This is a genomic window from Anaerospora hongkongensis (assembly GCF_004339805.1).
Classification (GTDB): Bacteria; Bacillota; Negativicutes; order Sporomusales; family DSM-15969; genus Anaerospora; species Anaerospora hongkongensis.
Map to the genome: position 1 here is coordinate 103,743 of NZ_SLUI01000015.1, position 19,825 is coordinate 123,567.

General features: G+C 47.2%; 18 protein-coding genes and 5 tRNA genes. 20 read left to right on the top strand and 3 right to left on the bottom strand.

Annotated features, from left to right (window positions below):
* Position 1 precedes the first annotated feature (1 nt).
* From purB to EV210_RS18940, 13 genes are all read left to right on the top strand, one after another.
* Positions 2 to 1,294: an adenylosuccinate lyase gene (gene purB / locus EV210_RS18880; protein WP_132082921.1), complete on the top strand. Its 1,293-nt coding sequence runs from the start codon at positions 2 to 4 to the stop codon at positions 1,292 to 1,294.
* Positions 1,295 to 1,353: 59 nt separating this feature from the next.
* Complete coding sequence (locus EV210_RS18885) at positions 1,354 to 2,640, top strand: adenylosuccinate synthase (RefSeq protein WP_132082922.1); 1,287 nt, start codon at positions 1,354 to 1,356, stop codon at positions 2,638 to 2,640.
* Between the two features lie 94 nt (positions 2,641 to 2,734).
* On the top strand, positions 2,735 to 3,640 hold the full coding sequence (locus EV210_RS18890; protein ID WP_132082923.1) for a DMT family transporter: 906 nt from the start codon (positions 2,735 to 2,737) through the stop codon (positions 3,638 to 3,640).
* Positions 3,641 to 3,789: 149 nt separating this feature from the next.
* A tRNA-Lys gene (locus EV210_RS18895) sits at positions 3,790 to 3,865 on the top strand.
* Positions 3,866 to 3,873: 8 nt separating this feature from the next.
* A tRNA-Glu gene (locus EV210_RS18900) sits at positions 3,874 to 3,948 on the top strand.
* Positions 3,949 to 3,953: 5 nt separating this feature from the next.
* A tRNA-Val gene (locus EV210_RS18905) sits at positions 3,954 to 4,029 on the top strand.
* 16 nt (positions 4,030 to 4,045) lie between these two features.
* A tRNA-Asp gene (locus EV210_RS18910) sits at positions 4,046 to 4,122 on the top strand.
* Positions 4,123 to 4,127: 5 nt separating this feature from the next.
* Positions 4,128 to 4,203, top strand: a tRNA-Phe gene (locus tag EV210_RS18915).
* Positions 4,204 to 4,459: 256 nt separating this feature from the next.
* The gene (locus EV210_RS18920; RefSeq protein ID WP_132082924.1) at positions 4,460 to 5,122 is read left to right on the top strand and encodes a TMEM165/GDT1 family protein; all 663 of its coding nucleotides are present in this window, start codon (positions 4,460 to 4,462) and stop codon (positions 5,120 to 5,122) included.
* 114 nt (positions 5,123 to 5,236) lie between these two features.
* Positions 5,237 to 6,385: a DNA/RNA nuclease SfsA gene (gene sfsA / locus EV210_RS18925; protein ID WP_207900779.1), complete on the top strand. Its 1,149-nt coding sequence runs from the start codon at positions 5,237 to 5,239 to the stop codon at positions 6,383 to 6,385.
* Positions 6,386 to 6,445: 60 nt separating this feature from the next.
* Positions 6,446 to 7,192, top strand: a complete 747-nt coding sequence (locus EV210_RS18930; RefSeq protein WP_165898971.1) for a sulfite exporter TauE/SafE family protein — start codon at positions 6,446 to 6,448, stop codon at positions 7,190 to 7,192.
* Between the two features lie 40 nt (positions 7,193 to 7,232).
* Positions 7,233 to 7,586: a sulfite exporter TauE/SafE family protein gene (locus EV210_RS18935; protein WP_165898972.1), complete on the top strand. Its 354-nt coding sequence runs from the start codon at positions 7,233 to 7,235 to the stop codon at positions 7,584 to 7,586.
* Positions 7,586 to 7,960 carry a sulfite exporter TauE/SafE family protein gene (locus EV210_RS18940; protein ID WP_132082927.1) on the top strand — a complete coding sequence of 125 codons (375 nt, stop codon included), beginning with the start codon at positions 7,586 to 7,588 and terminating at the stop codon, positions 7,958 to 7,960. Before EV210_RS18935 ends, EV210_RS18940 begins: the two co-directional genes overlap by 1 nt.
* A 40-nt stretch (positions 7,961 to 8,000) precedes the next feature.
* On the opposite strand, the gene EV210_RS18945 is transcribed toward EV210_RS18940, so the two are convergent.
* Entirely contained in the window at positions 8,001 to 8,645 is a 645-nt protein-coding gene (locus EV210_RS18945) for a manganese efflux pump (protein ID WP_132082928.1), read from the bottom strand.
* Positions 8,646 to 8,667: 22 nt separating this feature from the next.
* Positions 8,668 to 9,312, bottom strand: a complete 645-nt coding sequence (gene ytaF, locus EV210_RS18950; RefSeq protein WP_243650636.1) for a sporulation membrane protein YtaF — start codon at positions 9,310 to 9,312, stop codon at positions 8,668 to 8,670.
* Positions 9,313 to 9,494: 182 nt separating this feature from the next.
* Here ytaF and gyrA point away from each other — a divergent pair, with 182 nt between their 5' ends.
* Entirely contained in the window at positions 9,495 to 11,930 is a 2,436-nt protein-coding gene (gyrA, locus tag EV210_RS18955) for a DNA gyrase subunit A (RefSeq protein ID WP_132082948.1), read from the top strand.
* A gap of 49 nt (positions 11,931 to 11,979) precedes the next feature.
* Here gyrA and EV210_RS18960 read toward each other — a convergent pair whose 3' ends face one another.
* Positions 11,980 to 12,882, bottom strand: coding sequence for a LysR family transcriptional regulator (locus EV210_RS18960; protein WP_132082929.1), 903 nt, complete (start codon positions 12,880 to 12,882; stop codon positions 11,980 to 11,982).
* 179 nt (positions 12,883 to 13,061) lie between these two features.
* On the opposite strand from EV210_RS18960, the gene EV210_RS18965 reads away from it, so the two are divergent.
* The 6 genes from EV210_RS18965 to EV210_RS18990 all read left to right on the top strand — a co-directional run bounded on the left by EV210_RS18965 (position 13,062) and on the right by EV210_RS18990 (position 19,541).
* On the top strand, positions 13,062 to 14,465 hold the full coding sequence (locus EV210_RS18965; RefSeq protein WP_132082930.1) for an anion permease: 1,404 nt from the start codon (positions 13,062 to 13,064) through the stop codon (positions 14,463 to 14,465).
* A gap of 54 nt (positions 14,466 to 14,519) precedes the next feature.
* Positions 14,520 to 15,365: a fumarate hydratase gene (locus tag EV210_RS18970; protein ID WP_132082931.1), complete on the top strand. Its 846-nt coding sequence runs from the start codon at positions 14,520 to 14,522 to the stop codon at positions 15,363 to 15,365.
* 13 nt (positions 15,366 to 15,378) lie between these two features.
* The gene (locus EV210_RS18975; protein ID WP_132082932.1) at positions 15,379 to 15,936 is read left to right on the top strand and encodes a Fe-S-containing hydro-lyase; all 558 of its coding nucleotides are present in this window, start codon (positions 15,379 to 15,381) and stop codon (positions 15,934 to 15,936) included.
* Between the two features lie 82 nt (positions 15,937 to 16,018).
* Positions 16,019 to 17,728 (top strand): FAD-binding protein, encoded by a 1,710-nt coding sequence (locus tag EV210_RS18980; protein WP_132082933.1) that lies wholly within the window; start codon positions 16,019 to 16,021, stop codon positions 17,726 to 17,728.
* Complete coding sequence (locus EV210_RS18985) at positions 17,728 to 18,675, top strand: succinate dehydrogenase/fumarate reductase iron-sulfur subunit (protein WP_132082934.1); 948 nt, start codon at positions 17,728 to 17,730, stop codon at positions 18,673 to 18,675. The genes EV210_RS18980 and EV210_RS18985 overlap by 1 nt, the downstream gene beginning before the upstream one ends.
* A complete protein-coding gene (locus EV210_RS18990) occupies positions 18,675 to 19,541 on the top strand; it encodes a CoB--CoM heterodisulfide reductase iron-sulfur subunit B family protein (protein WP_132082935.1) in 867 nt (288 codons plus the stop codon). The genes EV210_RS18985 and EV210_RS18990 overlap by 1 nt, the downstream gene beginning before the upstream one ends.
* Positions 19,542 to 19,825: the final 284 nt, after the last annotated feature.

A 19,825-nucleotide genomic window follows, 5' to 3' on the forward strand; every position in this document is an offset into this window, starting at 1 on the left:
CATGATCAGAAGATACACCAAACCGGAAATGGGCCGCATCTGGACGGATGAAAATGAGTTTCAGACCATGCTGGATATTGAAATTTATGCATGCGAGATTATGGCTGAACTCGGACAAATTCCAGCAGAGGCAGTACCTGTCATCAGAGAAAAAGCAAAGTTTTCCGTTGAGCGCATTCGTGAAATTGAAAGCGAAATTCATCATGATATTATTGCTTTTTTAACAGCTGTTGCTGAACATGTCGGTGATGAAGCCAAATATATTCACATGGGGCTTACCTCCAGTGATGTGAAGGATACGGCGCTGGGATATATGATGAAACAGGCGGCTGATCTGATTATTCGTGATCTGGAGAAGTTCCGCGATGTATTGAAACGCCGCGCGGCTGAACACAAATATACAGCGATGATCGGCCGGACCCACGGCATACATGCTGAACCGATCACGCTTGGCCTGAAGTTTGCCTTGTGGCTTGATGAAACAGAGCGCAATATTGAACGTATGAAGCGTGCCCGCGAAGCGGTGGCAGTGGGAAAACTGTCCGGCGCAGTAGGTACCTATGCCAATATTGACCCCAGGGTAGAAGCCTATGTTTGTGAAAAAATGGGGCTTAAAGCGGCAAAGCTGGCAACGCAGGTTATTCAGCGGGATCGTCATGCCGAATTTATGTCAACACTGGCGATCATTGCCAGTTCGCTGGATAAATTCGCCACCGAGATTCGCAATCTCCAAAGGACGGATATCCGCGAAGCGGAAGAGTATTTTCATCCCAATCAAAAAGGTTCCTCTGCCATGCCTCACAAACGCAATCCCATTACTTGCGAGCGAGTAAGCGGCCTGGCCCGTGTAGTGCGGGGCAATGCTCTGGCTGCACTGGAAGATGTTGCGCTGTGGCATGAACGGGATATCAGCCATTCTTCCGTAGAACGGGTTATTCTGCCTGACAGTACGATACTAGTGGATTATATGCTTCACATATTTACCAACGTTGTTGATAAATTGCTGGTTTATCCGGATGCAATGAAAGCGAATATGAATAAAACGGGCGGCCTTATTTTCAGCCAGCGTGTACTTTTGGCGCTTGTCGATAAAGGTGCTGTCCGGGAAGATGCTTACCGGTGGGTACAGCGCAATGCGATGGCCCGCTGGCTGGAAGGGCAGGATTTCCGGGCTAATTTGAAGAATGATCCGGACATTCGGCAATATTTGACGGATGAAGAACTGGAAGCCTGTTTTGATCCCGCTTATATGCTGCAGCATGTAGATACCATTATGGCCCGTTTCGGATTATAACATGTTTAGGCGATTCGCATGAGCGGATTGGCAAACAATATGGAAGGGAAGATGTGTATATGTCATCATCAGTAGTTGTTATTGGTACTCAATGGGGCGACGAAGGAAAAGGCAAGATTGTCGACTTTCTGGCGGAAAAGGCAGATGTAGTTGTTCGCTACCAAGGTGGAAATAATGCCGGTCATACCGTTGTTGTCGGCGGTGACGAATTCAAGCTTCAATTACTGCCTTCAGGCATTTTATATCAGGGAAAAACCTGCATTGTCGGCAATGGTGTCGTAGTTGACCCTGCTGTTATGCTGAGAGAAATTAAAGGCATGCATGCCAAAGGTATTGATGCATCGGGACTGAAAGTATCCAACCGGGCGCATGTTATCATGCCATATCACCGTCTGCAGGATGAACTGGAAGAATTAGCCCGCGGCGATCATAAAATCGGCACCACCAAGCGTGGTATCGGTCCTTGCTACGGCGATAAAATAGACCGCGTCGGTATCCGGATGGTAGATCTTTTAGATGAAGAAGAGTTTAGCGACAAATTAAAGCGGAATCTGGAAGCAAAAAATCAGCTTCTTAAGCAGGTCTATGGCGTAGAAGGCTTTGATTTCGAGCAAGTGAAGGCCGAGTACCTGGGATATGCCGAAGAATTGAGACAGTATGTAACCGATACAGCTACCGTACTGAATGAGTCGATTAAAGCCGGCCAAAAAGTTTTATTTGAAGGTGCCCAGGCAACGTTATTGGACCTGGATCACGGCACATACCCATACGTAACCTCCTCCCACCCGATTGCTGGCGGAGCTTGCGTTGGTGCCGGTGTTGGGCCTAAACAGATTGGCAAGATCATTGGCGTAGTGAAAGCTTACAGCACTCGTGTGGGTGAAGGGCCTTTCCCGACAGAACTGCTTGATGAAACCGGCGATACCATTCGCGAACGGGGCCGCGAATTCGGCACTGTTACCGGCCGCCCGCGCCGCTGCGGCTGGCTGGATGCCGCTGTAGTCCGTTATGCCGGTATTGTAAGCAGTATCGAATATATGGCAATTACCCGTCTTGATATTCTTGACGGTTTAAAAACCTTGAAGATTTGCACCGGATATAAATATAAAGGTGAAGTCATCAATGAGTTTCCTGCCAGTCTTAAGGTATTGGGAGAAGTGGAGCCGATTTATGAAGAATTGCCGGGCTGGGAGGAAACGATCAGCGGCATTCGTTCTTACGATGAATTGCCGGCTAATTGCCGCCGGTATGTGGAACGGCTGAGCGAAGTGACCGGAATAGCAGTTGGCATTGTTTCCGTAGGCCCTCGCCGCGATCAAACCATGATCCTGCACGACATGTTTTAGTTTTCTTTGAGTTAATAAGTAGGCTTGCAATAAAGTTTGTTGCAGGCCTGCTTCTATTTATCGTAAGCTCATGACTGAAAAGGGGAGGAAGGCTATGAATGCGGTTTTCCGGCCTGAACTGGTCCTGCTGGCAGTGGCCTTCTTATGGGGCATTAATCCTCCTATTATGAAAATTGGCCTGGCAGCACTGCCGCCTTTGGCCTATAATGCAATCCGGATGCTGATTGCCCTTGCCTGTGCTAGTGTGTTTCTGGGGATGTCAGGGCGGTATTGCATAGTGGAGAAACGCGATATTTCTAAGATTCTTAAGGTCAGTATTTTTGGGTTTTTTCTGTTTCAGTTTTTTTTCACCTTAGGTATTCAACGGACCACAGCGGGCAATGCATCTCTCATACTGGGAATGCTGCCGGTATGGGTCGCCATTATGAATAAGGTATTTAAGCGGGAAGAAGTGCTGAGCAGGCCGGTAATGATTGGTATTGGACTCTCTTTCGCAGGAATCATCCTTATCGTTTTAGGGGCGGGCAATACGATGAGCTTGTCTTCCGACCATTTAGCAGGGGCGCTGCTATTATCTGCAGCTCAAATCGGTTATGCGTACTATACGATCTTTTCTAAAGAATTGACGGTTCGCTATTCGTATTATCAAATCACTACGCTGATTGTGCTTATTAATATGGTGCTGTTTGCGTTGATTGCTTTGCCTGAACTAGCGGGAATTGATTGGCGGCAGATCACCGTCGGTGCATGGTTGAGTGCGGCCTATTCCGGTATTTTTGCCATGTGCATCGGCAATTTTTTGTGGATCTGGGGTGTAAGCCTGCTTGGCAGTGCAAAAGCTGCACTCTATAATAATCTTTCGCCCGTATTTTCTATTATTGTCGGTTATGTACTACTTGGTGAGAGCTTTGGATGGCTGCAGCTGGCAGGAACGGCTGTTGTCTTTTGGGGTTTGTATTTAACCCGTACTCCGAATCAGGATAGGAATAAAAGTGCATAAATTCCCTGTCAAATCTCCTATTGACCAGCTGCGAGAGTTCTGCTATACTAAACAAGTCCCGAATGGTTGGACATGCACAGCGGGGAATTAGTAAAAAACTAGTTGACAATAACGTCGACGTATTGTATACTAAAAACCTCATCAGTCATGACCTACTAGCTCAGTTGGTAGAGCACCTGACTTTTAATCAGGGTGTCGATGGTTCGAGTCCATCGTGGGTCACCACTTTATATGGCCCGTTGGTCAAGCGGTTAAGACACCGCCCTTTCACGGCGGTATCAAGGGTTCGATTCCCTTACGGGTCACCATTTTCGGGCGATTAGCTCAGCCGGGAGAGCGCCTGCCTTACAAGCAGGATGTCGGCGGTTCGATCCCGTCATCGCCCACCATTTTCTCCAGTAGCGCGGCCCTGTGGTGTAGCGGTCTAACATGCCGCCCTGTCACGGCGGAGATCGACGGTTCAAATCCGTTCAGGGTCGCCATTTTTGCCTCGGTAGCTCAGTCGGTAGAGCAGAGGACTGAAAATCCTCGTGTCGGCAGTTCGATTCTGCCCTGAGGCACCATTTGGATGCAGCCTTGCAAATGTTAATTTGCAAGGTTTTTATTTTGCTTGACAAACAGTGATTGCCGAGTATAATAATTATATTAAATCCCTAAAGGGGAGTAGCTTATTGATCACGTCAACATACTGCCGCAGCTTTTGCGTCTGGCGTGAGCGTTGGATTATTTTTGTCCGATTAGCGAGACCTTTAGTATGACTTTTTGGTCATACTAAACGTGTCTCGCTTTTTAATTTTTACAAGGAGGATTTAAAAAAGAATGGAAGCATTTATTACATCATTTGTTTTTGTTGTGCTGGCAGAGATGGGGGATAAGACGCAGCTGCTGGGAATGTGCTTTGCTACGCGGTACCGCTGGCAAACTGTACTGGGAGGCGTTTTTGTTGCCACGATTCTTAATCACTATCTGGCTGTAGAGGTAGGCAGTTACTTAACCCGCTTTATTCCGATGAGCTATATTCAAATTGCAGCAGCTGTGTCATTTATTTTGTTTGGGTTATGGACAATCAGGGGCGACGAATTAGGCGACTGTGATGCGTCCAATAAATACAGTCCTTTTTGGACAGTTGTGATTGCTTTCTTTATGGCTGAGATGGGGGATAAAACGCAATTGGCAACAGTAGCACTGGCTGCTAAGTTTAATCAGCTTATTCCTGTCTGGATGGGAACTACTGCCGGAATGATGGTGGCTAATGCGATTGGCATTATTATTGGGGTAACATTAGGCAAGCAAATTCCGGAGAGAATGGTCAAGTGGATATCCGCTATTATCTTTATTTTCTTTGGTTTTGCCGGATTGTACCAGACCCTGCCGGATTACCTGCTTTCTACTCCCAATATGATTGGAGCTGTCGTAGTGGTGCTGATCCTTATGTATGTGGTAAATCGTATGGGGAAAGATGGTCAGCCTGTGGAAGAATAAAAACAAAGCCGCCGTTAGGCGGTTTTTTATTTGGCGATAATTGTGAGTAGAAAGAAGGTTTGCCGCACGAGAATCTGGAATAGCAGAGAACATAGAGTGCTTGGAGGTGGTTGTGTGAGTAAGGACGAGATTTTTTATCCGGAAATATATTGTGCCGAGTATCTGCGGCGCCTTAACCGGTTTGTCGTAGAATGCCGTATGGCAAATAAAGTAGTAGAAGCTCACCTGCCTAATCCGGGCCGGATGTGGGAGCTGCTTTTTCCAGGGAAAAAGATGTATCTGGCTGCCAATGAAGGCGTCGGAAAAAAGACCCGCTTCAAGGTAATTGGCATTGAACGGGAAGGTATGCCGGTGATGCTTGATACTCATTACAGCAATCACGTAGCTGAAATGCTGATTGAACAAAAGCAAATTCCTGGCTGGGAAGAGTGGAGCGTCCAGGCGAGAGAAGTTACCTTTGGCAACAGCCGGATTGATTTGCTGCTCGGACGGGGAGCAGAGCGTTTTGTTGTGGAGGTTAAGTCATGTACGTTATTTGGCAATGAAATTGCGATGTTTCCTGATGCGGTAACGGAGCGGGGGCGCAGGCATATTAGCAAGCTTGTACAGCTTGCGGATGAAGGATACCGGGCTGGGATCTTGTTTTTGATTCAGTGGCCGCGCTCTTCCTGGTTTTTACCGGATTATCATACCGATCTGGCGTTTTCACAAGCTTTGTTTGCTGCGAGGGACAAGGTAGAGATTAAAGCGGTAACGCTGGAATGGCGGGGCGATTTCACCTTAAGAGAACGTGTTAAGGAAGCACTAATTCCCTGGGAACTGATTAGCCGTGAAATGAAGGACAGCGGCAACTATATCGTCGTACTCAGACTGGAGCAGGACAAAAGTTTATCGATTGGCAGTAAGGGAACGATACATTTTCCCTGTGGGTACTATTTGTACGTCGGCTCTGCCAAACAACATCTTACAAAGCGTCTGGAACGTCACCAAAGAAAGCGCAAACGGTTTCACTGGCATATTGACTATCTTCGTCAGGCAGCTGAGTTTCATGCCGCCATCGCCATACGGACGCCTGAGCCGCTTGAGCATGCGATTGCCTGTGCGTTAGACGAAGTTGCCGACTGGGAAATTGCTCAGTTTGGTTCATCAGACTGCAATTGCCGGACTCATCTGTTCGGTATGCAGACTGATCCGCTCCATACACCGGCTTTTATCAAGGTGCTGCAGTACTTTCGCATGGACCGGCTTGAGCGGCAGTTGTAGAGTATTATGTATGAACAAGCTGCTGTAGGATCTGTATTTTGGCAGCAGGAGGAGAAAGACATGATTACACTAACGGTTATTTATGTTTTCGTTGTCGTATTGTTTGCCAGCTTTTTACAGACTCTTACTGGTTTTGGCTATGCTTTGGCAGCCGCGCCGTTGCTGGCCCTGGCAATTAATCCGAAAGACGTGGTTATGCTGGTACTGTTTACGGGGCTTCTTGTTAAAGCGGTTATGGTTTGGCATACCCGCAGGGTGGGGAGTTTTTCAAATGTATTGCTGATGTTTTTCGCTAGTATTATGGGTGCACTGCCAGGGGCTTTTGTTATGGCCCATATCAGCAGTGAAATGCTGAAAATCGGTATTGGCATTGTATTGGTGGCAGTAACGGTACTCATGTACCGTAATATAACCGTTACAATCGCCAACCACCGAATTGCGCAGGCTGTCGTGGGCGTGAACAGCGGTTTTCTGGCCTCAACAACCAGTCTGAACGGGCCGCCGGTTGTTCTATACTATATGAATGAAGCGGCTGAGAAAGAAACTATTCGCGCCAATCTGGCCCGCTATTTTGTGTTAGGTAATAGTGCATCCCTGCTATTATCTTATTTTTGGGGCACACTGAATATCTCCAGTTTGACCCTAAATGCAGCAATTAGTATACCGGCGCTGCTGCTTGGTTTTTGGTTAGGCGAAAAAGCGTTTACGAAGGTAGACGGTCAAATGTTCCGTAACCTGGCGCTAGGGGTTATCTCCGTAAGCGGAATAATATCACTGGGATCGGGATTATGGAACTGGCTGCATTAATGCATAGTGTATACATCGTTTTTCACGCGGAGGTATGAATATGAAGGTAATAAAAATGCTGCTGATTGGTGTTGGTGCCGGGCTTGCCAGCGGCTTGCTCGGGATCGGCGGAGCTATTATTATGGTGCCGGGCATGGTGTATATTCTTGGTCTCAGTCAGCATATGGCTAATGCTACTTCGTTAGCGGTTGTGATTCCGAGTGCTGTTGTAAGTGCCGCCGTATATCAGTCTTTTGGTCAGCTTGATACCACTCTGGCAGCGTTATTTGCTGCAGGAGGGATGGCCGGAGCCTATCTGGGCGCTGCATTACTGCCAAGAGTGCAGCCGGAACACCTGCGGCGTATTTTCAGCGTATTGACCTTTGCTCTGGCAGTAAGGATGTGGTTTTCGTAATGATTTTGCTTGCGATTTTGACAGGTGTTGTCACCGGTGTTTTAAGCGGCTTGCTGGGAATTGGCGGCGGGGCAATTTTGGTAGTGTCAGCAGTTTTTCTAATGGATATTAATCAGCACATGGCTCAAGCGGCTGCCATTGTGGCGATGATACCAACTGCGCTGGTAGGCGTATGGCGGCATCACCAAAACGGCTTGATTCATTACCCTGTTGCCTTGGTACTGGCAGCAGGGGCTTTAGTCGGCAGTGTCTCAGGTGCTTATATTGCCAACTTGTTACCGGAGGCAATACTGCGTAAGGTTTTTAGCATTTTCTTCGTAATCATAAGTATTCAGTTATTCTGGAGTTCGCGCAAGGTACGGCAAAAGGGATAGCAAAAGAACAGGCAGCATTCTACAAGCCGCCTGTTCTTGTTTATTTTAGTCTGAATAAGCCGATTAATATCAAAATAGTTCCCGGCAGGTAGGGAAATCGGCTTTTAAGCTCTTCCGTAAAAAAACGGTTGGCAGTATAGATGCCTGTCAGTATCAAACCCATCTGAATGAGTGCCATGATGACCGGGGTATAAATAGGAAGCAGACCCATAAGAGCAGCTGCAAAGGTTGCCACCATATTATCAACACCAAGCGCCAATCCAAGGAAGAAGGCTTCAACAGTGCTGATGCTTAGTGATTCGTCAAAGTCGGCTGATTCCGGCCGCGCCATAATGCTGATGACAAGTTTTCCAACCGCAAAGGTAAGCTTGCGGGCTGTTACTTCGCCTTCGATGTGGTACTGCTTTACATCGCGGGTAAAATACTCCTGAAACAGACTGAAGGCTCCTATGGCAATCAGCAACAGCGAACCGCCGATGATGGCAAGCTGGGTATCAATCCAAGTGCCGAGTAGTGTGGCGCAAATCATGGATAATGCAGTACAGACGCAAGTAACTGTGCCGACGATACATAGGGAAGTGAAGGGGATTTTAATATTCTTTATGCCGTATGCCATTCCGGCAGCCAGTGCATCCAGGCTTACTGCCAGCCCCAGCGACAGGGCATAAAAAAAGCTCGTAAACATGAAAACCTCCTAGATGTATTAATTAAGCAAGCCTGATTAGACCAAGAAATATTAAGAGGATTCCCGGCAGGTAGGGAAAGCGCTGCTTTAATGTCTCCGGGATAAAGCGGTTCGAAGCGTAGCAGCCGTAGCTGATGCAGATCATATGCGTGATACCGACGGCCGGTGGAGTATAGAGCGGCAGTACTCCCATGAGGGCAGCCGCAAAGGTTCCAACCATGGCATCCAAACCGACAGCCAGGCCTAAAAAAACCGCTTCCAGTGAACTGATGTAGCCCAGGCGGTCGACATCGGCTGTTTCCGGCTTAGCCATAATGCTGATAACAAGCTGGCCAACGGAAATAGTCAGTTTGTGGGCTGTTACTTCTCCGTCCAGCTCATAAGAAGGCACATTACGGGTCAAGTATTGCTGGAAAAGGCTCCAGGCTCCTAATAAGATCAACAGCAGCGCGCCGGTAACGATTGCTGCGCTGGTATTGATAAAACTCCCCAGCACATAAGCGCAGAACATGGCGATAGTCGTCAGAATGGTAGCTACTACGCCTACAATTGCCAGAGAGATAAAGGGCATGCGGATATTTTTCAATCCGTAAGCCACGCCAGCGACAAAACCATCAATACTAACGGCTATAGCCAGCAGGATCACGTAGAAAAACCCGATATCCAAGATCGTCAGCTCCTCGGCATAATTAATAATTAACTTTCTCCTTACTATATGGCGAAGGCTGCAATTTGGTTACAAGTAACATTCTTTGGGTATGCTGTTAGTAAAAGCAGGAATTTGTGGCATTGATAGGGAAAATGTACATGTTAAAGCGCTTATGTTTATATGGTTGAGGTGAGATAGTGCTGGATTTTGGATTAGGTAAGGTATTGCCCATTCGGATAGAAGACGAAATGAAGAACTCCTATATTGATTATGCCATGAGCGTAATTGTCATGAGGGCACTTCCCGATGTGCGCGACGGATTGAAGCCGGTTCACCGGCGGATTTTGTATGCGATGCATGAAGCGGGAATGACTCCTAATAAACCGTACAAAAAGTCGGCGCGTATTGTCGGTGAAGTATTAGGTAAATATCATCCTCATGGTGATAGCTCAGTCTATGATGCTAGTGTTCGTCTGGCTCAAGATTTTTCCACCCGTTATCTGCTGGTGGACGGTCATGGCAATTTTGGTTCCGTAGATGGTGACTCTGCAGCTGCGATGCGGTACACGGAAGTCCGTATGTCCCGTGTTGCTGCTGAAATGCTGGCCGATATTGAGAAAGATACTGTAGATTTTGTACCTAACTATGATGAATCATTAAAAGAACCGACCGTTCTGCCGGCAAAGATTCCTAATTTGCTGGTAAACGGCTCATCAGGTATTGCGGTCGGCATGGCTACTAATATTCCGCCTCACAACCTGGGTGAAGTAGTAGATGGCCTGGTTATGATGATTGATGATCCCGAAGTATCCATTCAAGAGTTAATGATGGCGATCAAAGGGCCTGACTTTCCGACGGGAGGACTCATTCTTGGCCGCGAAGGTATTAAGTCCGCCTATCTTACCGGCAGGGGCAGTGTTAAGATGCGGGCGCAGGCACGCGTTGAACGCATGTCTAACGGTAAGAACCGGATTATTGTTACTGAGATTCCCTACCAGGTCAATAAAGCAAAACTCGTCGAAACAATCGCCAATTTGGTTCGTGATAAAGTCATTGATGGTATCACCGATCTCAGAGATGAAAGTGACCGCACCGGTATGCGCGTAGTTATTGAGCTGCGCCGTGATGTTAATGCGGATGTTGTTTTGAATCAACTCTACAAGCATACGCAATTGCAGGATTCTTTTGGTGTGAATATGCTGGCATTGGTGGACGGGCGCCCTCGCGTACTGAATCTGCAGGAAGTGCTGCGTCTTTATCTGGCACATCAAAAAGATGTTATCACTCGCCGGACTCAGTTTGAACTGGAAAAGGCCAGAGCAAGGGCGCATATTTTAGAGGGATTAAAAATTGCTCTTGATAATCTGGATGCTGTTATTGCTACTATTCGCCGGTCGCAAACCGTTGATATAGCCAGAACGGCTTTGATGGATGGATTCGCTTTAAGCGAAAAGCAGTCTCAGGCAATTTTGGACATGCGTTTGCAACGTCTGACTGGTCTGGAAAGAGCTAAAATTGAACAAGAGTATAAAGACATAATGGAAACTATTGAGCTGTTGGAGTCAATCCTGGCAGACGAGCATAAGGTTATGAACATCATTAAGGAAGAATTGCTGGATGTGAAAAAACGTTTCGGTGATGATCGCCGGACGGTCATAACCAGTGATGTTTCCAAGCTGGAAGTAGAAGATCTTATCGCTGTGGAAGATGTGGTTATTACCATTACTCACCAGGGATATATCAAACGGCTAAACATCGATACGTACCGCAGTCAAAAACGCGGTGGCCGCGGTGTTACCGGGATGGGGACAAAAGAAGAAGATTTTGTGGTACACTTATTTGTGGCTACCACTCATCATAATATTCTCTTCTTTACTAACCGGGGCCGCGTATACCGGCTGAAAGCTTATGAAATTGCCGAAGCCAGTCGTACAGCTAAGGGAACGGCGGTTGTCAACCTGCTGCCGCTTGAGCAGAATGAAAAAATTACAGCCGTAATACCGATAAAAGAATTCGCTGAGAAACGGTTCCTGTTTATGGCGACCCGGAAGGGAATTGTCAAGAAAACCGAGCTTACCGAATTTGATACAGCCAGAAAAGGCGGCTTAATTGCAATCAACCTTGATGAAGACGATGATCTGATTGATGTTAAGCTTACGAACGGTGAGCAGCATATCATTCTGGGCACACGCGACGGTATGGCGATTCACTTTGCCGAAAAAGAAGTGCGCGTTATGGGGCGGACCGCTCACGGGGTCAAAGGCATTAGCCTGGATGATGGCGACGTCGTGGTTGGCGTCGATGTAGTCAAACCGGACAATGAAGTACTGACTGTCAGTGAGGAAGGTTACGGTAAGCGGACGCTGGTTCGCGAATACCGCACCCAATCCAGAGGCGGTAAAGGCGTTATTAACCTCAAAGTCACGGAGAAGACCGGCAAGGTAGTGGGGCTTAAGCTAGTCCGGCCAGGTCAAGAGCTGATGCTGATCACCAGTGACGGCATCGTTATCCGTATTGAAATTGACGAAATATCTGTTATTAGCCGCAATACGCAGGGAGTAACTCTTATGCGTACCAGTGCCGAAGATAAGGTAGTTGCGCTGGCCACAGTGGAAAAGAAAACAGATAGTGATTAATAATAAAACCCAGTCCATTGTATGGACTGGGTTTTATTTTGCCGTATGGTCATTGGCCGAAGTCATCCCGATAGTGAAGACGGCGGGAGTAAGAAGTTAGAAAATCAATAAAGGCCTGAGAAGCCTTAGAAAGATAGCGATCTTTTTTCCAGGCAAGTCCAATCGTTATGAATATTGGCTTGGCTAGCGGAATACTGACGATATTAGGATGATTGCGCACGACCATGTTCATTAGAAAGGAAATTCCTACGTTGCTTGCTACAAGTGCTTTGATTGTTTCAATCTGGTTTGAGGAAAAGACAATATGAGGGGTAAAATCATGGCGGGAACATTCCTCCAGAATTAACTGCCTGTGAAGAAATTCTTCTTTCAGCATAATAAAAGATTCAGATTTTAAACTATGAAAATCAATACTGGTATTGCCCCTCAAGGGATGATCGGGCGAAACGCACAGCATAATTTGTTCTCTAGTGATAGGAATGGTGTTTAAGGATTGATTATTCTCGGGTAGGATGATTATGCCCAAGTCCAGTTCTTCTTTTTCCAGCATCGTTCTTGCCGCCAGCGAACCGGCTTCAAATACGGCGAGGTCAAGAGTGGGATAGGCATTTTTGAAATGAGTAAAGATGTTAGGAAACAAATATGCGCCGATCATGGGAGGAGCGGCAAACTTTATGGTACCTTTGTGAAGGTTTTTGAAGTCATTCATTTCCGACAGCGCCTGCTGTACCTCATACAGAATTTTCTCAGCCCGCAAATGAAAAGCCTGCCCTTCCGGCGTAAGCGTCACTTTTTTTTGGCTGCGGTCAAAGAGCTGAAGGCCGAGCTCATCTTCCAGCTTATGAATCGCGTTCGTAATAGAGGGTTGGGCAATATGAAGAACTTCAGCCGCCCTGGTAAAATTGCGCAAGCTGCTCACTTTATAAAAATACTCTAACTGCCTAAATTCCACCAAATACCCTCCTTGTTAATCGCTTGCCAGAGCCCGATAGCTCTAGGCTATTATACCATAGCTTATGAATATTTTAAATATTGTGTCATAAATGCTACAGTAATGATAAGTTATTACTTGGATTTCCGTAATTTTAGGAACCAGTAGTACGGTAAGCAAATTTAGGAGGAGTGTTTGTCATGAACGGTAAGTTTGTACGGGCATTGGCCACTATCGCTCTCGGCGCAATTCTTTGGTTCATCCCGGTTCCTCAGGGGGTAACCCCCCAGGCTTGGCATCTCATGGCCATCTTTGTGGCGACAATTTTTGGTTTTATCCTTCAGCCAATGCCTATCGGTGCTGTAGCCTTAGTGAGTATCACTTTCACGGCTGTTGTAGGTGTGCTGAAACCGGCAGAAGCGCTCAGCGGCTTCTCGAATACTACTATTTGGTTGATCGTGTCAGCTTTTCTGTTTGCAAAAGGGTTCATTAAAACCGGCTTAGGCCGCCGTATTGCTTATGTACTTATTCGTGCTATTGGAGACAGTACCTTAAAATTAGGTTATACGCTGGTACTCAGTGATTTAATTATCAGCCCGGCCACCCCTTCGAACACTGCCCGTGCCGGTGGGATTATTTTCCCTATCGTACGCAGTCTTTGTACGGCATTTGATTCGGAGCCCGGCACTTCTGCCCGTAAGGTAGGCAGTTACCTTATGCAGACAGCTTATCAAGGTAATACGATCACTTCTGCTATGTTTCTTACCTCTATGGCGGGAAATCCATTGATTGCACTATTAGCGGCGCAAGCATTGCACATTCAAATTACCTGGGGCCAATGGGCTCTTGCGGCAGCCGTTCCCGGTCTTATTTCTGTTTTAGTTGTACCTTACTTTTTGTATAAGTTTTATCCGCCGGAAATTACCAAAACTCCTGAGGCCAAATCGCTTGCTGCTGCAGAGCTAAAGAAAATGGGGGCTATGAGTAGAGGCGAAAAAATTGTTTCCCTGGTTTTTGTGGGAGCTTTAGCATTATGGAGTACGTCTCAATATACCAAGCTGGACGCTACTGTCGTTGCTATGATGGCGGTTGTTGTGATGCTGGCAACCGAAGTTCTGGAGTGGAAAGATGTTTTGGAGGAAAAAGGTGCCTGGGACACGTTAATCTGGATGGGCAGTTTGGTCGGTTTAGCTGATTTCCTGTCTAAACTGGGTTTTATTCCCTGGTTTGCTAAAGCGGTTGCTGCCAGTATTGCCGGTGTTCCCTGGGTTCCGGCCTTTGTTATCCTTACAGTCGTCTACTTATATGCGCATTATGCCTTCGCCAGCTTGACAGCTCATATTACTGCCATGTACTCCGCTTTTATTGCAGTAGCTGTTGCGGCAGGTGCACCTCCTTACCTGGCTGCTTTGGCATTAGGCTTTATGTCCAACTTGTGCATGTCACTTACCCACTATGCCGCCGGTCCTTCGCCTATTTATTTTGGTGCAGGTTTTGTTGATCAAAACACATGGTGGCGATTAGGGTTTATTATCTCGGTGATTAATCTGATCATTTGGGTAGGTTTCGGAGCAATTTGGTGGAAAGTGCTTGGCTTGTGGTAGGAATGACGGAAAAATACGAGAATTAATACTACACAAACGAAAGGAGCCTATAAAATGCGAACAATTACTGCGCAAGCAATTACGGATGCTGTAGCCAAGCTAGCTATTGATGCCAATTATTACTTATCGGAAGATGTCTATAATGCCCTGGTAGACGGACAGCAGAAAGAAGAGTCTCCTCTTGGCAAAGATATTATCGGCCAGATTCTTCAGAATGCCTGTATTGCAAGAGATGAAGCCAAACCGATGTGTCAGGATACGGGCCTGGCAGTTGTCTTCGTCGAGCTGGGGCAAGATGCTCATATTGTGGGCGGTACACTGGAAGCGGCAATAAATGCCGGTGTGGCCAAGGGCTATACCGAAGGATATCTGCGTAAATCTTCCGTGGCTGAACCGCTTTTTAACCGGAAAAACACGGGGGATAATACTCCGGCAATTATTCATCTGGAAAGTGTGCCGGGAGACCAGCTTAAAATTTTACTTGCTCCCAAAGGCGCAGGCAGTGAAAACAAAAGCGGGTTGAAAATGCTGGTTCCAGCAGACGGCATTGCAGGCGTGAAAAAATTTGTGTTAGATACGGTTATTAGTGCTGGCTCCAGTACCTGTCCACCAATCGTTGTCGGTATTGGTATTGGTGGTACGATGGATAAAGCGGCGTATCTTGCTAAAAAAGCGCTTATCCGTCCGCTGACCGAGCGGAATGCTCATCCTGAATACGCTAAGCTGGAAGCAGAACTGTTAGAACTCATTAATAAAACGGGAATCGGACCACAGGGACTGGGCGGCTGTACTACGGCGCTTGCTGTTAATATTGAATGGTTTCCAACACATATTGCCTCATTGCCGGTAGCGGTGAATATCAACTGCCATGCAACCAGGCATGCCGAAGTGACGCTGTAGGGAGGATATGACAATGACGCAACAAAAAAAAATTACTGCTCCGCTTACTGAAGATGCTGTAAAAGGCTTGAAAGCCGGCGACAGCGTTTTAATTACCGGTGTTATTTATGCTGCCCGTGATGCTGCGCATCAACGAATGATCGAAGCTTTAGACCGGGGGGAAGAGCTGCCGGTTGATCTTACCGGCCAGGTTGTTTACTATGTAGGGCCGTCGCCTGCCAAACCAGGTGAGCCGATTGGATCAGCCGGGCCGACTACAGCCGGACGCTGTGATGCCTATACTCCGCAGCTGCTGGATAAGGGCTTGAAAGGGATGATTGGCAAGGGCTATCGCTCAGATGCTGTTGTTGACAGTATGAAAAAAAATGGCGCAGTTTATTTTGTCTGTGTTGGCGGTGCCGCAGCATTGATCTCGCGCACAATCAAGGCATATGATGTCGTAGCGTATGGTGATTTGGGGCCGGAAGCATTGGCCCGCATGGAAGTAGTTGATTTCCCGGCGATCGTTGCCATCGATTGTGAGGGGCGCAACTATTACGAAGAAGGGCAAAAACCCTACAAAAAGCTGTAAAGGCCTATAAGCAGTACAATCAAGGAGATTGACCGTCTGGGACAATCTCCTTGGTTATAAAAAAAGATTGAGGTGTGAACTCATGCTTACGTTTGATGTACTTGTTATCGGCAGCGGCGGCTCCGGTATGCGGGCTGCACTGGAAGCAGGCAGTCAGCAAGGACTTAGCGTCGGTTTAATGACCAAAATGTTTCCTACCCGTTCAGCCACCGGGATGGCACAGGGCGGGATAAACGGAGCCGTAAAGAATGCTGATCCGAATGATACGCTGGAGAAGCATTTTTTTGATACGGTAAAGGGCAGTGATTATCTGGGTGACCAGGATGCAATTGAGTATTTTGTTTCGCAAGCGCCTGAAACCATTTTGGAAATCGATTATCTGGGTGTTCCTTTTTCCCGCGACGGGCAGGGTCGCATTTCACAGCGGAATTTTGGTGGCCAGTCTTCGCCGCGTACTTGCTATTCGGCAGATAAAACCGGCCATGCTTTGCTTCATACCATGTACGAACAGTGTTTGAAAGCTGGGGTGAAAATTCTCAGTGAATGCCAGCTGCTGGATATTGTAACGGAAAATAACCAATTGCAGGGAGTGGTTGCACTCTCGGTGAAAGATGGCGAGATTATGCCGATTAAGGCAAAATCAATTGTCATTGCGACCGGAGGCGCCGGCCGAATGTACTGGCTGCGCACAACGAACCCGTTTACATCCACCGGTGACGGAATGGCGGCTGCCTTCCGGGCAGGCATACCTCTCAAGGACCCGGAAATGATTCAGTTCCATCCGACCGGTTTGGCAAGTACGGGTATTTTAATGTCTGAGGCGGTTCGCGGCGAAGGCGGGTACCTGTTAAATAAAGATGGCGAGCGGTTTATGAAACGGTATGCTCCGGAAAAGATGGAGCTTGCTACTCGTGATGTCGTGGCGAAGGCTATTGAGGATGAGATTAAGGACGGACGTGGATTCGGCGAGGGCATGAACGCCTATGTCGTAGTCGATATTACTCATTTGGATAAAGAGGTAATATTGGAAAAGCTCCACGGCATTCGTGATTTGGCAATCGCCTTTGAACGCGTTGATCCGCTTAAAGAGCCAATACCGATTAGGCCCACCTGTCACTATACCATGGGCGGAATCGATGTCATTGACCACCGGACCTGTGCTACTGCCGTTCATGGTGTCTTTGCCGCCGGCGAAGCATCCTGCATATCGATACATGGTGCTAACCGGCTGGGGGGGAATTCCCTTGCCGATATTATGGTATTTGGCAAAATTGCCGGACAGGGCGCAAGTCAATGTGCACGGGAGCGGGAGTTTGGTAATGAAGATGGCTTAGCTAAGACAGCAGTAGAATGGCAGAATAGATTTAAAGAGACGGTCGCTCGCAAGAATGGTCCTACAGTACCTGAGATACGAGACCGGATGGCTGAAACCATGTGGTATAATGTCGGCATATTCCGCAATGCTGCCAACTTAGAAAAGGCAAGTCAGGAGATCGAAGACTTAATTGCTGAGTATCGGCAGTGTGTTGTTGGCGACAGTAGTAAGCTGTTTAACAGCGCATTCGTAAACTATGTTGAACTGGGAAATATGTTGACAATGGCAAAGGCCGTAGTTATGGGAGCAATACACCGCGAGGAAAGCCGTGGCTGTCATTTGCGGGATGATTTCCCCAAGCGCGATGATGAAAAATTCCTAACCCATACGATCATTGCACTTGAAGAACAGCAATATAAATTAACCTGCCGGCCGGTAGTTGTTACCAAGTATCAACCGGCGGAAAGGAGATACTAATGAGCCAAGTCACGTATAAGGTTAGACGGTTTGATGGAGAAAAGGCGTATATTCAGGAATATCAATTTGAGCATCAGCCTGGCAAGACGATATTATGGGGCTTAATCAAGATCAAAGAAGAGCTTGATCCGACACTGACGTTCACTGCAGCCTGTCGCTCGGCGGTTTGCGGTGCCTGCTCTGTTCGTGTTAACGGCCAGGCCATGCTGGCCTGCGAAACTCCGCTGGATGATGTTATTCGTCGTTTTGGCTTCGTTTTAATGATTGAACCATTAGGTAACTTTACCGTCATTCGTGATCTAGTTGTGGATTGGGCGCCTAAGACGGAGAGAATGGCTGCTGCTAAGACCTGGCTTATTCCGAAAGATGAATTCACGGCAAAAACAGGCTGCCGGCAGAAGGCGGCGGACTTTAAAAAAATTGATATCCAGGCAGGCTGTATACTTTGTGGTTCCTGTGCTTCTGAATGCAATAAGCTGAGTGCGAATAATAAGGACTTTCTGGAGCCGTTTACTTATGCTAAAGTTTGGAAATTCGTTGCAGATACCAGAGATAAAGCCGATGCGGAGCGCATTAAAGCAATGCTTGATAAGGGCCTGTGGAAATGCCTGCACTGTGTCGAATGCACCACTCAGTGCCCCAAAGGGCTTTCGCCTGGTGAAGATATAGCTCGTCTCAGACAGGCTTCGATTCAGATGGGGTATAAGAGTAACCCTGGTGCACGCCATGCAATTGCCTTTCTGAAGGATATTGAAGATACAGGACGGCTGAATGAAATGAAATTGTCCCTGCGCAGTGACGGAATTTTTGGATCGCTGCAGAAATTCCCTCTGGCGCTGCGGCTGCTAAGGCGTGGTAAATTAAATCCCCTTCACTTTCCCGGAAAAGTGAAAGGGCATGACCAAATCAGAGCAATCCTTAAAGCGGTAAGGGAGAGTGAAAAGTAATGAAATACGCATTTTTTCCCGGCTGCGTTTTGGAGGGAGCCTCAAAGGAAAACTATATTGCCACTACTGCGGTGGCTAAAGTCCTGGGAATTGAATTGGTGGAAATTCCGGGGTGGACCTGCTGTGGTGCATCGCATGTTCAGGATATTGATGATTTGACCAGTACTGCCATTAACGCCCGTAATATTGCGCTGGCCGAGCAGATGGATCTGCCGCTGCTTACCGTTTGCAACACCTGTACGCTGATGCTTCGCAAAGCAAAAGCAAAACTGGATAACGGGCAAACGGAAAAAGTAAATGCAATATTGTCAAAAGCAGGCCTTGCTTATCAGGGCACGACAGAGATTACTCATCTCTTGTGGGCAATTGTCCGTGACTTTGGCCTGGACCGGCTAAAAAGTAAAGTAAAGAAGCCTCTTAGGGGTCTGAAAATTGCTGCTTACTATGGCTGCCACATCCTAAGACCGCCTGCCGTTATGAATTTTGAGGATCATGCAAATCCTGAATCCCTGGAAAACGTCATCCGTGCATTGGGAGCAGAGCCTGTTGACTTTGACTACAAATTAAAATGCTGTGGTTTTCACTCCACCTATACAGCAAATGAAGATATGATCAACATTACGGGCAAGACTTGCCAAAGTGCTCTGCAAGCAGGAGCTGACTGCATTGTAACCCCCTGTCCCCTGTGCCAAATGTCACTTGATATGAATCAGCCGGAAGGACAGGCAGCTGTTGGCTGCAGCCAGGAAATGCCGGTACTGCATTTAGCGCAGTTAATTGGTCTGGCGTTGGGTCTAAAGCCAGAGGAACTGGCGCTCAACATGCATATTGCGGGGATTAATCAGTTAAAAATCAAAGTCTCTTAAATGATGAGTCTGGCCGGCAGTATACCGGCCAGACTTTCTATATGTACTGATGGAGAGCAGTATGGTTAAAAGGAATTTAACAGGTAATACGAAAGTTTTTTGGAAATAGTGTTGACATGCTGCATGGGCTGTGTTACTATAAATAAGCCGTCAACAAGCGGCATGTCCATAACGGACAAAAAAGTTTCAAAAAAATATGTTGACAAAACAAAATGGTTATGTTAACATAAATAAGCTGTCACCGCGACAAGCGATGGCAACGAAAACAAAGTGTTCCTTGAAAA

Excerpts from the sequence above, each read along its gene's own strand:
- purB (WP_132082921.1), top strand. The coding sequence starts at position 2 with ATGATCAGAAGATACACCAAACCGGAAATGGGCCGCATCTGGACGGAT.
- EV210_RS18885 (WP_132082922.1), top strand. The coding sequence starts at position 1,354 with ATGTCATCATCAGTAGTTGTTATTGGTACTCAATGGGGCGACGAAGGA.
- EV210_RS18890 (WP_132082923.1), top strand. The coding sequence starts at position 2,735 with ATGAATGCGGTTTTCCGGCCTGAACTGGTCCTGCTGGCAGTGGCCTTC.
- EV210_RS18920 (WP_132082924.1), top strand. The coding sequence starts at position 4,460 with ATGGAAGCATTTATTACATCATTTGTTTTTGTTGTGCTGGCAGAGATG.
- EV210_RS18930 (WP_165898971.1), top strand. The coding sequence starts at position 6,446 with ATGATTACACTAACGGTTATTTATGTTTTCGTTGTCGTATTGTTTGCC.
- EV210_RS18935 (WP_165898972.1), top strand. The coding sequence starts at position 7,233 with ATGAAGGTAATAAAAATGCTGCTGATTGGTGTTGGTGCCGGGCTTGCC.
- EV210_RS18940 (WP_132082927.1), top strand. The coding sequence starts at position 7,586 with ATGATTTTGCTTGCGATTTTGACAGGTGTTGTCACCGGTGTTTTAAGC.
- EV210_RS18945 (WP_132082928.1), bottom strand. The coding sequence starts at position 8,645 with ATGTTTACGAGCTTTTTTTATGCCCTGTCGCTGGGGCTGGCAGTAAGC.
- EV210_RS18965 (WP_132082930.1), top strand. The coding sequence starts at position 13,062 with ATGAACGGTAAGTTTGTACGGGCATTGGCCACTATCGCTCTCGGCGCA.
- EV210_RS18970 (WP_132082931.1), top strand. The coding sequence starts at position 14,520 with ATGCGAACAATTACTGCGCAAGCAATTACGGATGCTGTAGCCAAGCTA.
- EV210_RS18975 (WP_132082932.1), top strand. The coding sequence starts at position 15,379 with ATGACGCAACAAAAAAAAATTACTGCTCCGCTTACTGAAGATGCTGTA.
- EV210_RS18980 (WP_132082933.1), top strand. The coding sequence starts at position 16,019 with ATGCTTACGTTTGATGTACTTGTTATCGGCAGCGGCGGCTCCGGTATG.
- EV210_RS18985 (WP_132082934.1), top strand. The coding sequence starts at position 17,728 with ATGAGCCAAGTCACGTATAAGGTTAGACGGTTTGATGGAGAAAAGGCG.
- EV210_RS18990 (WP_132082935.1), top strand. The coding sequence starts at position 18,675 with ATGAAATACGCATTTTTTCCCGGCTGCGTTTTGGAGGGAGCCTCAAAG.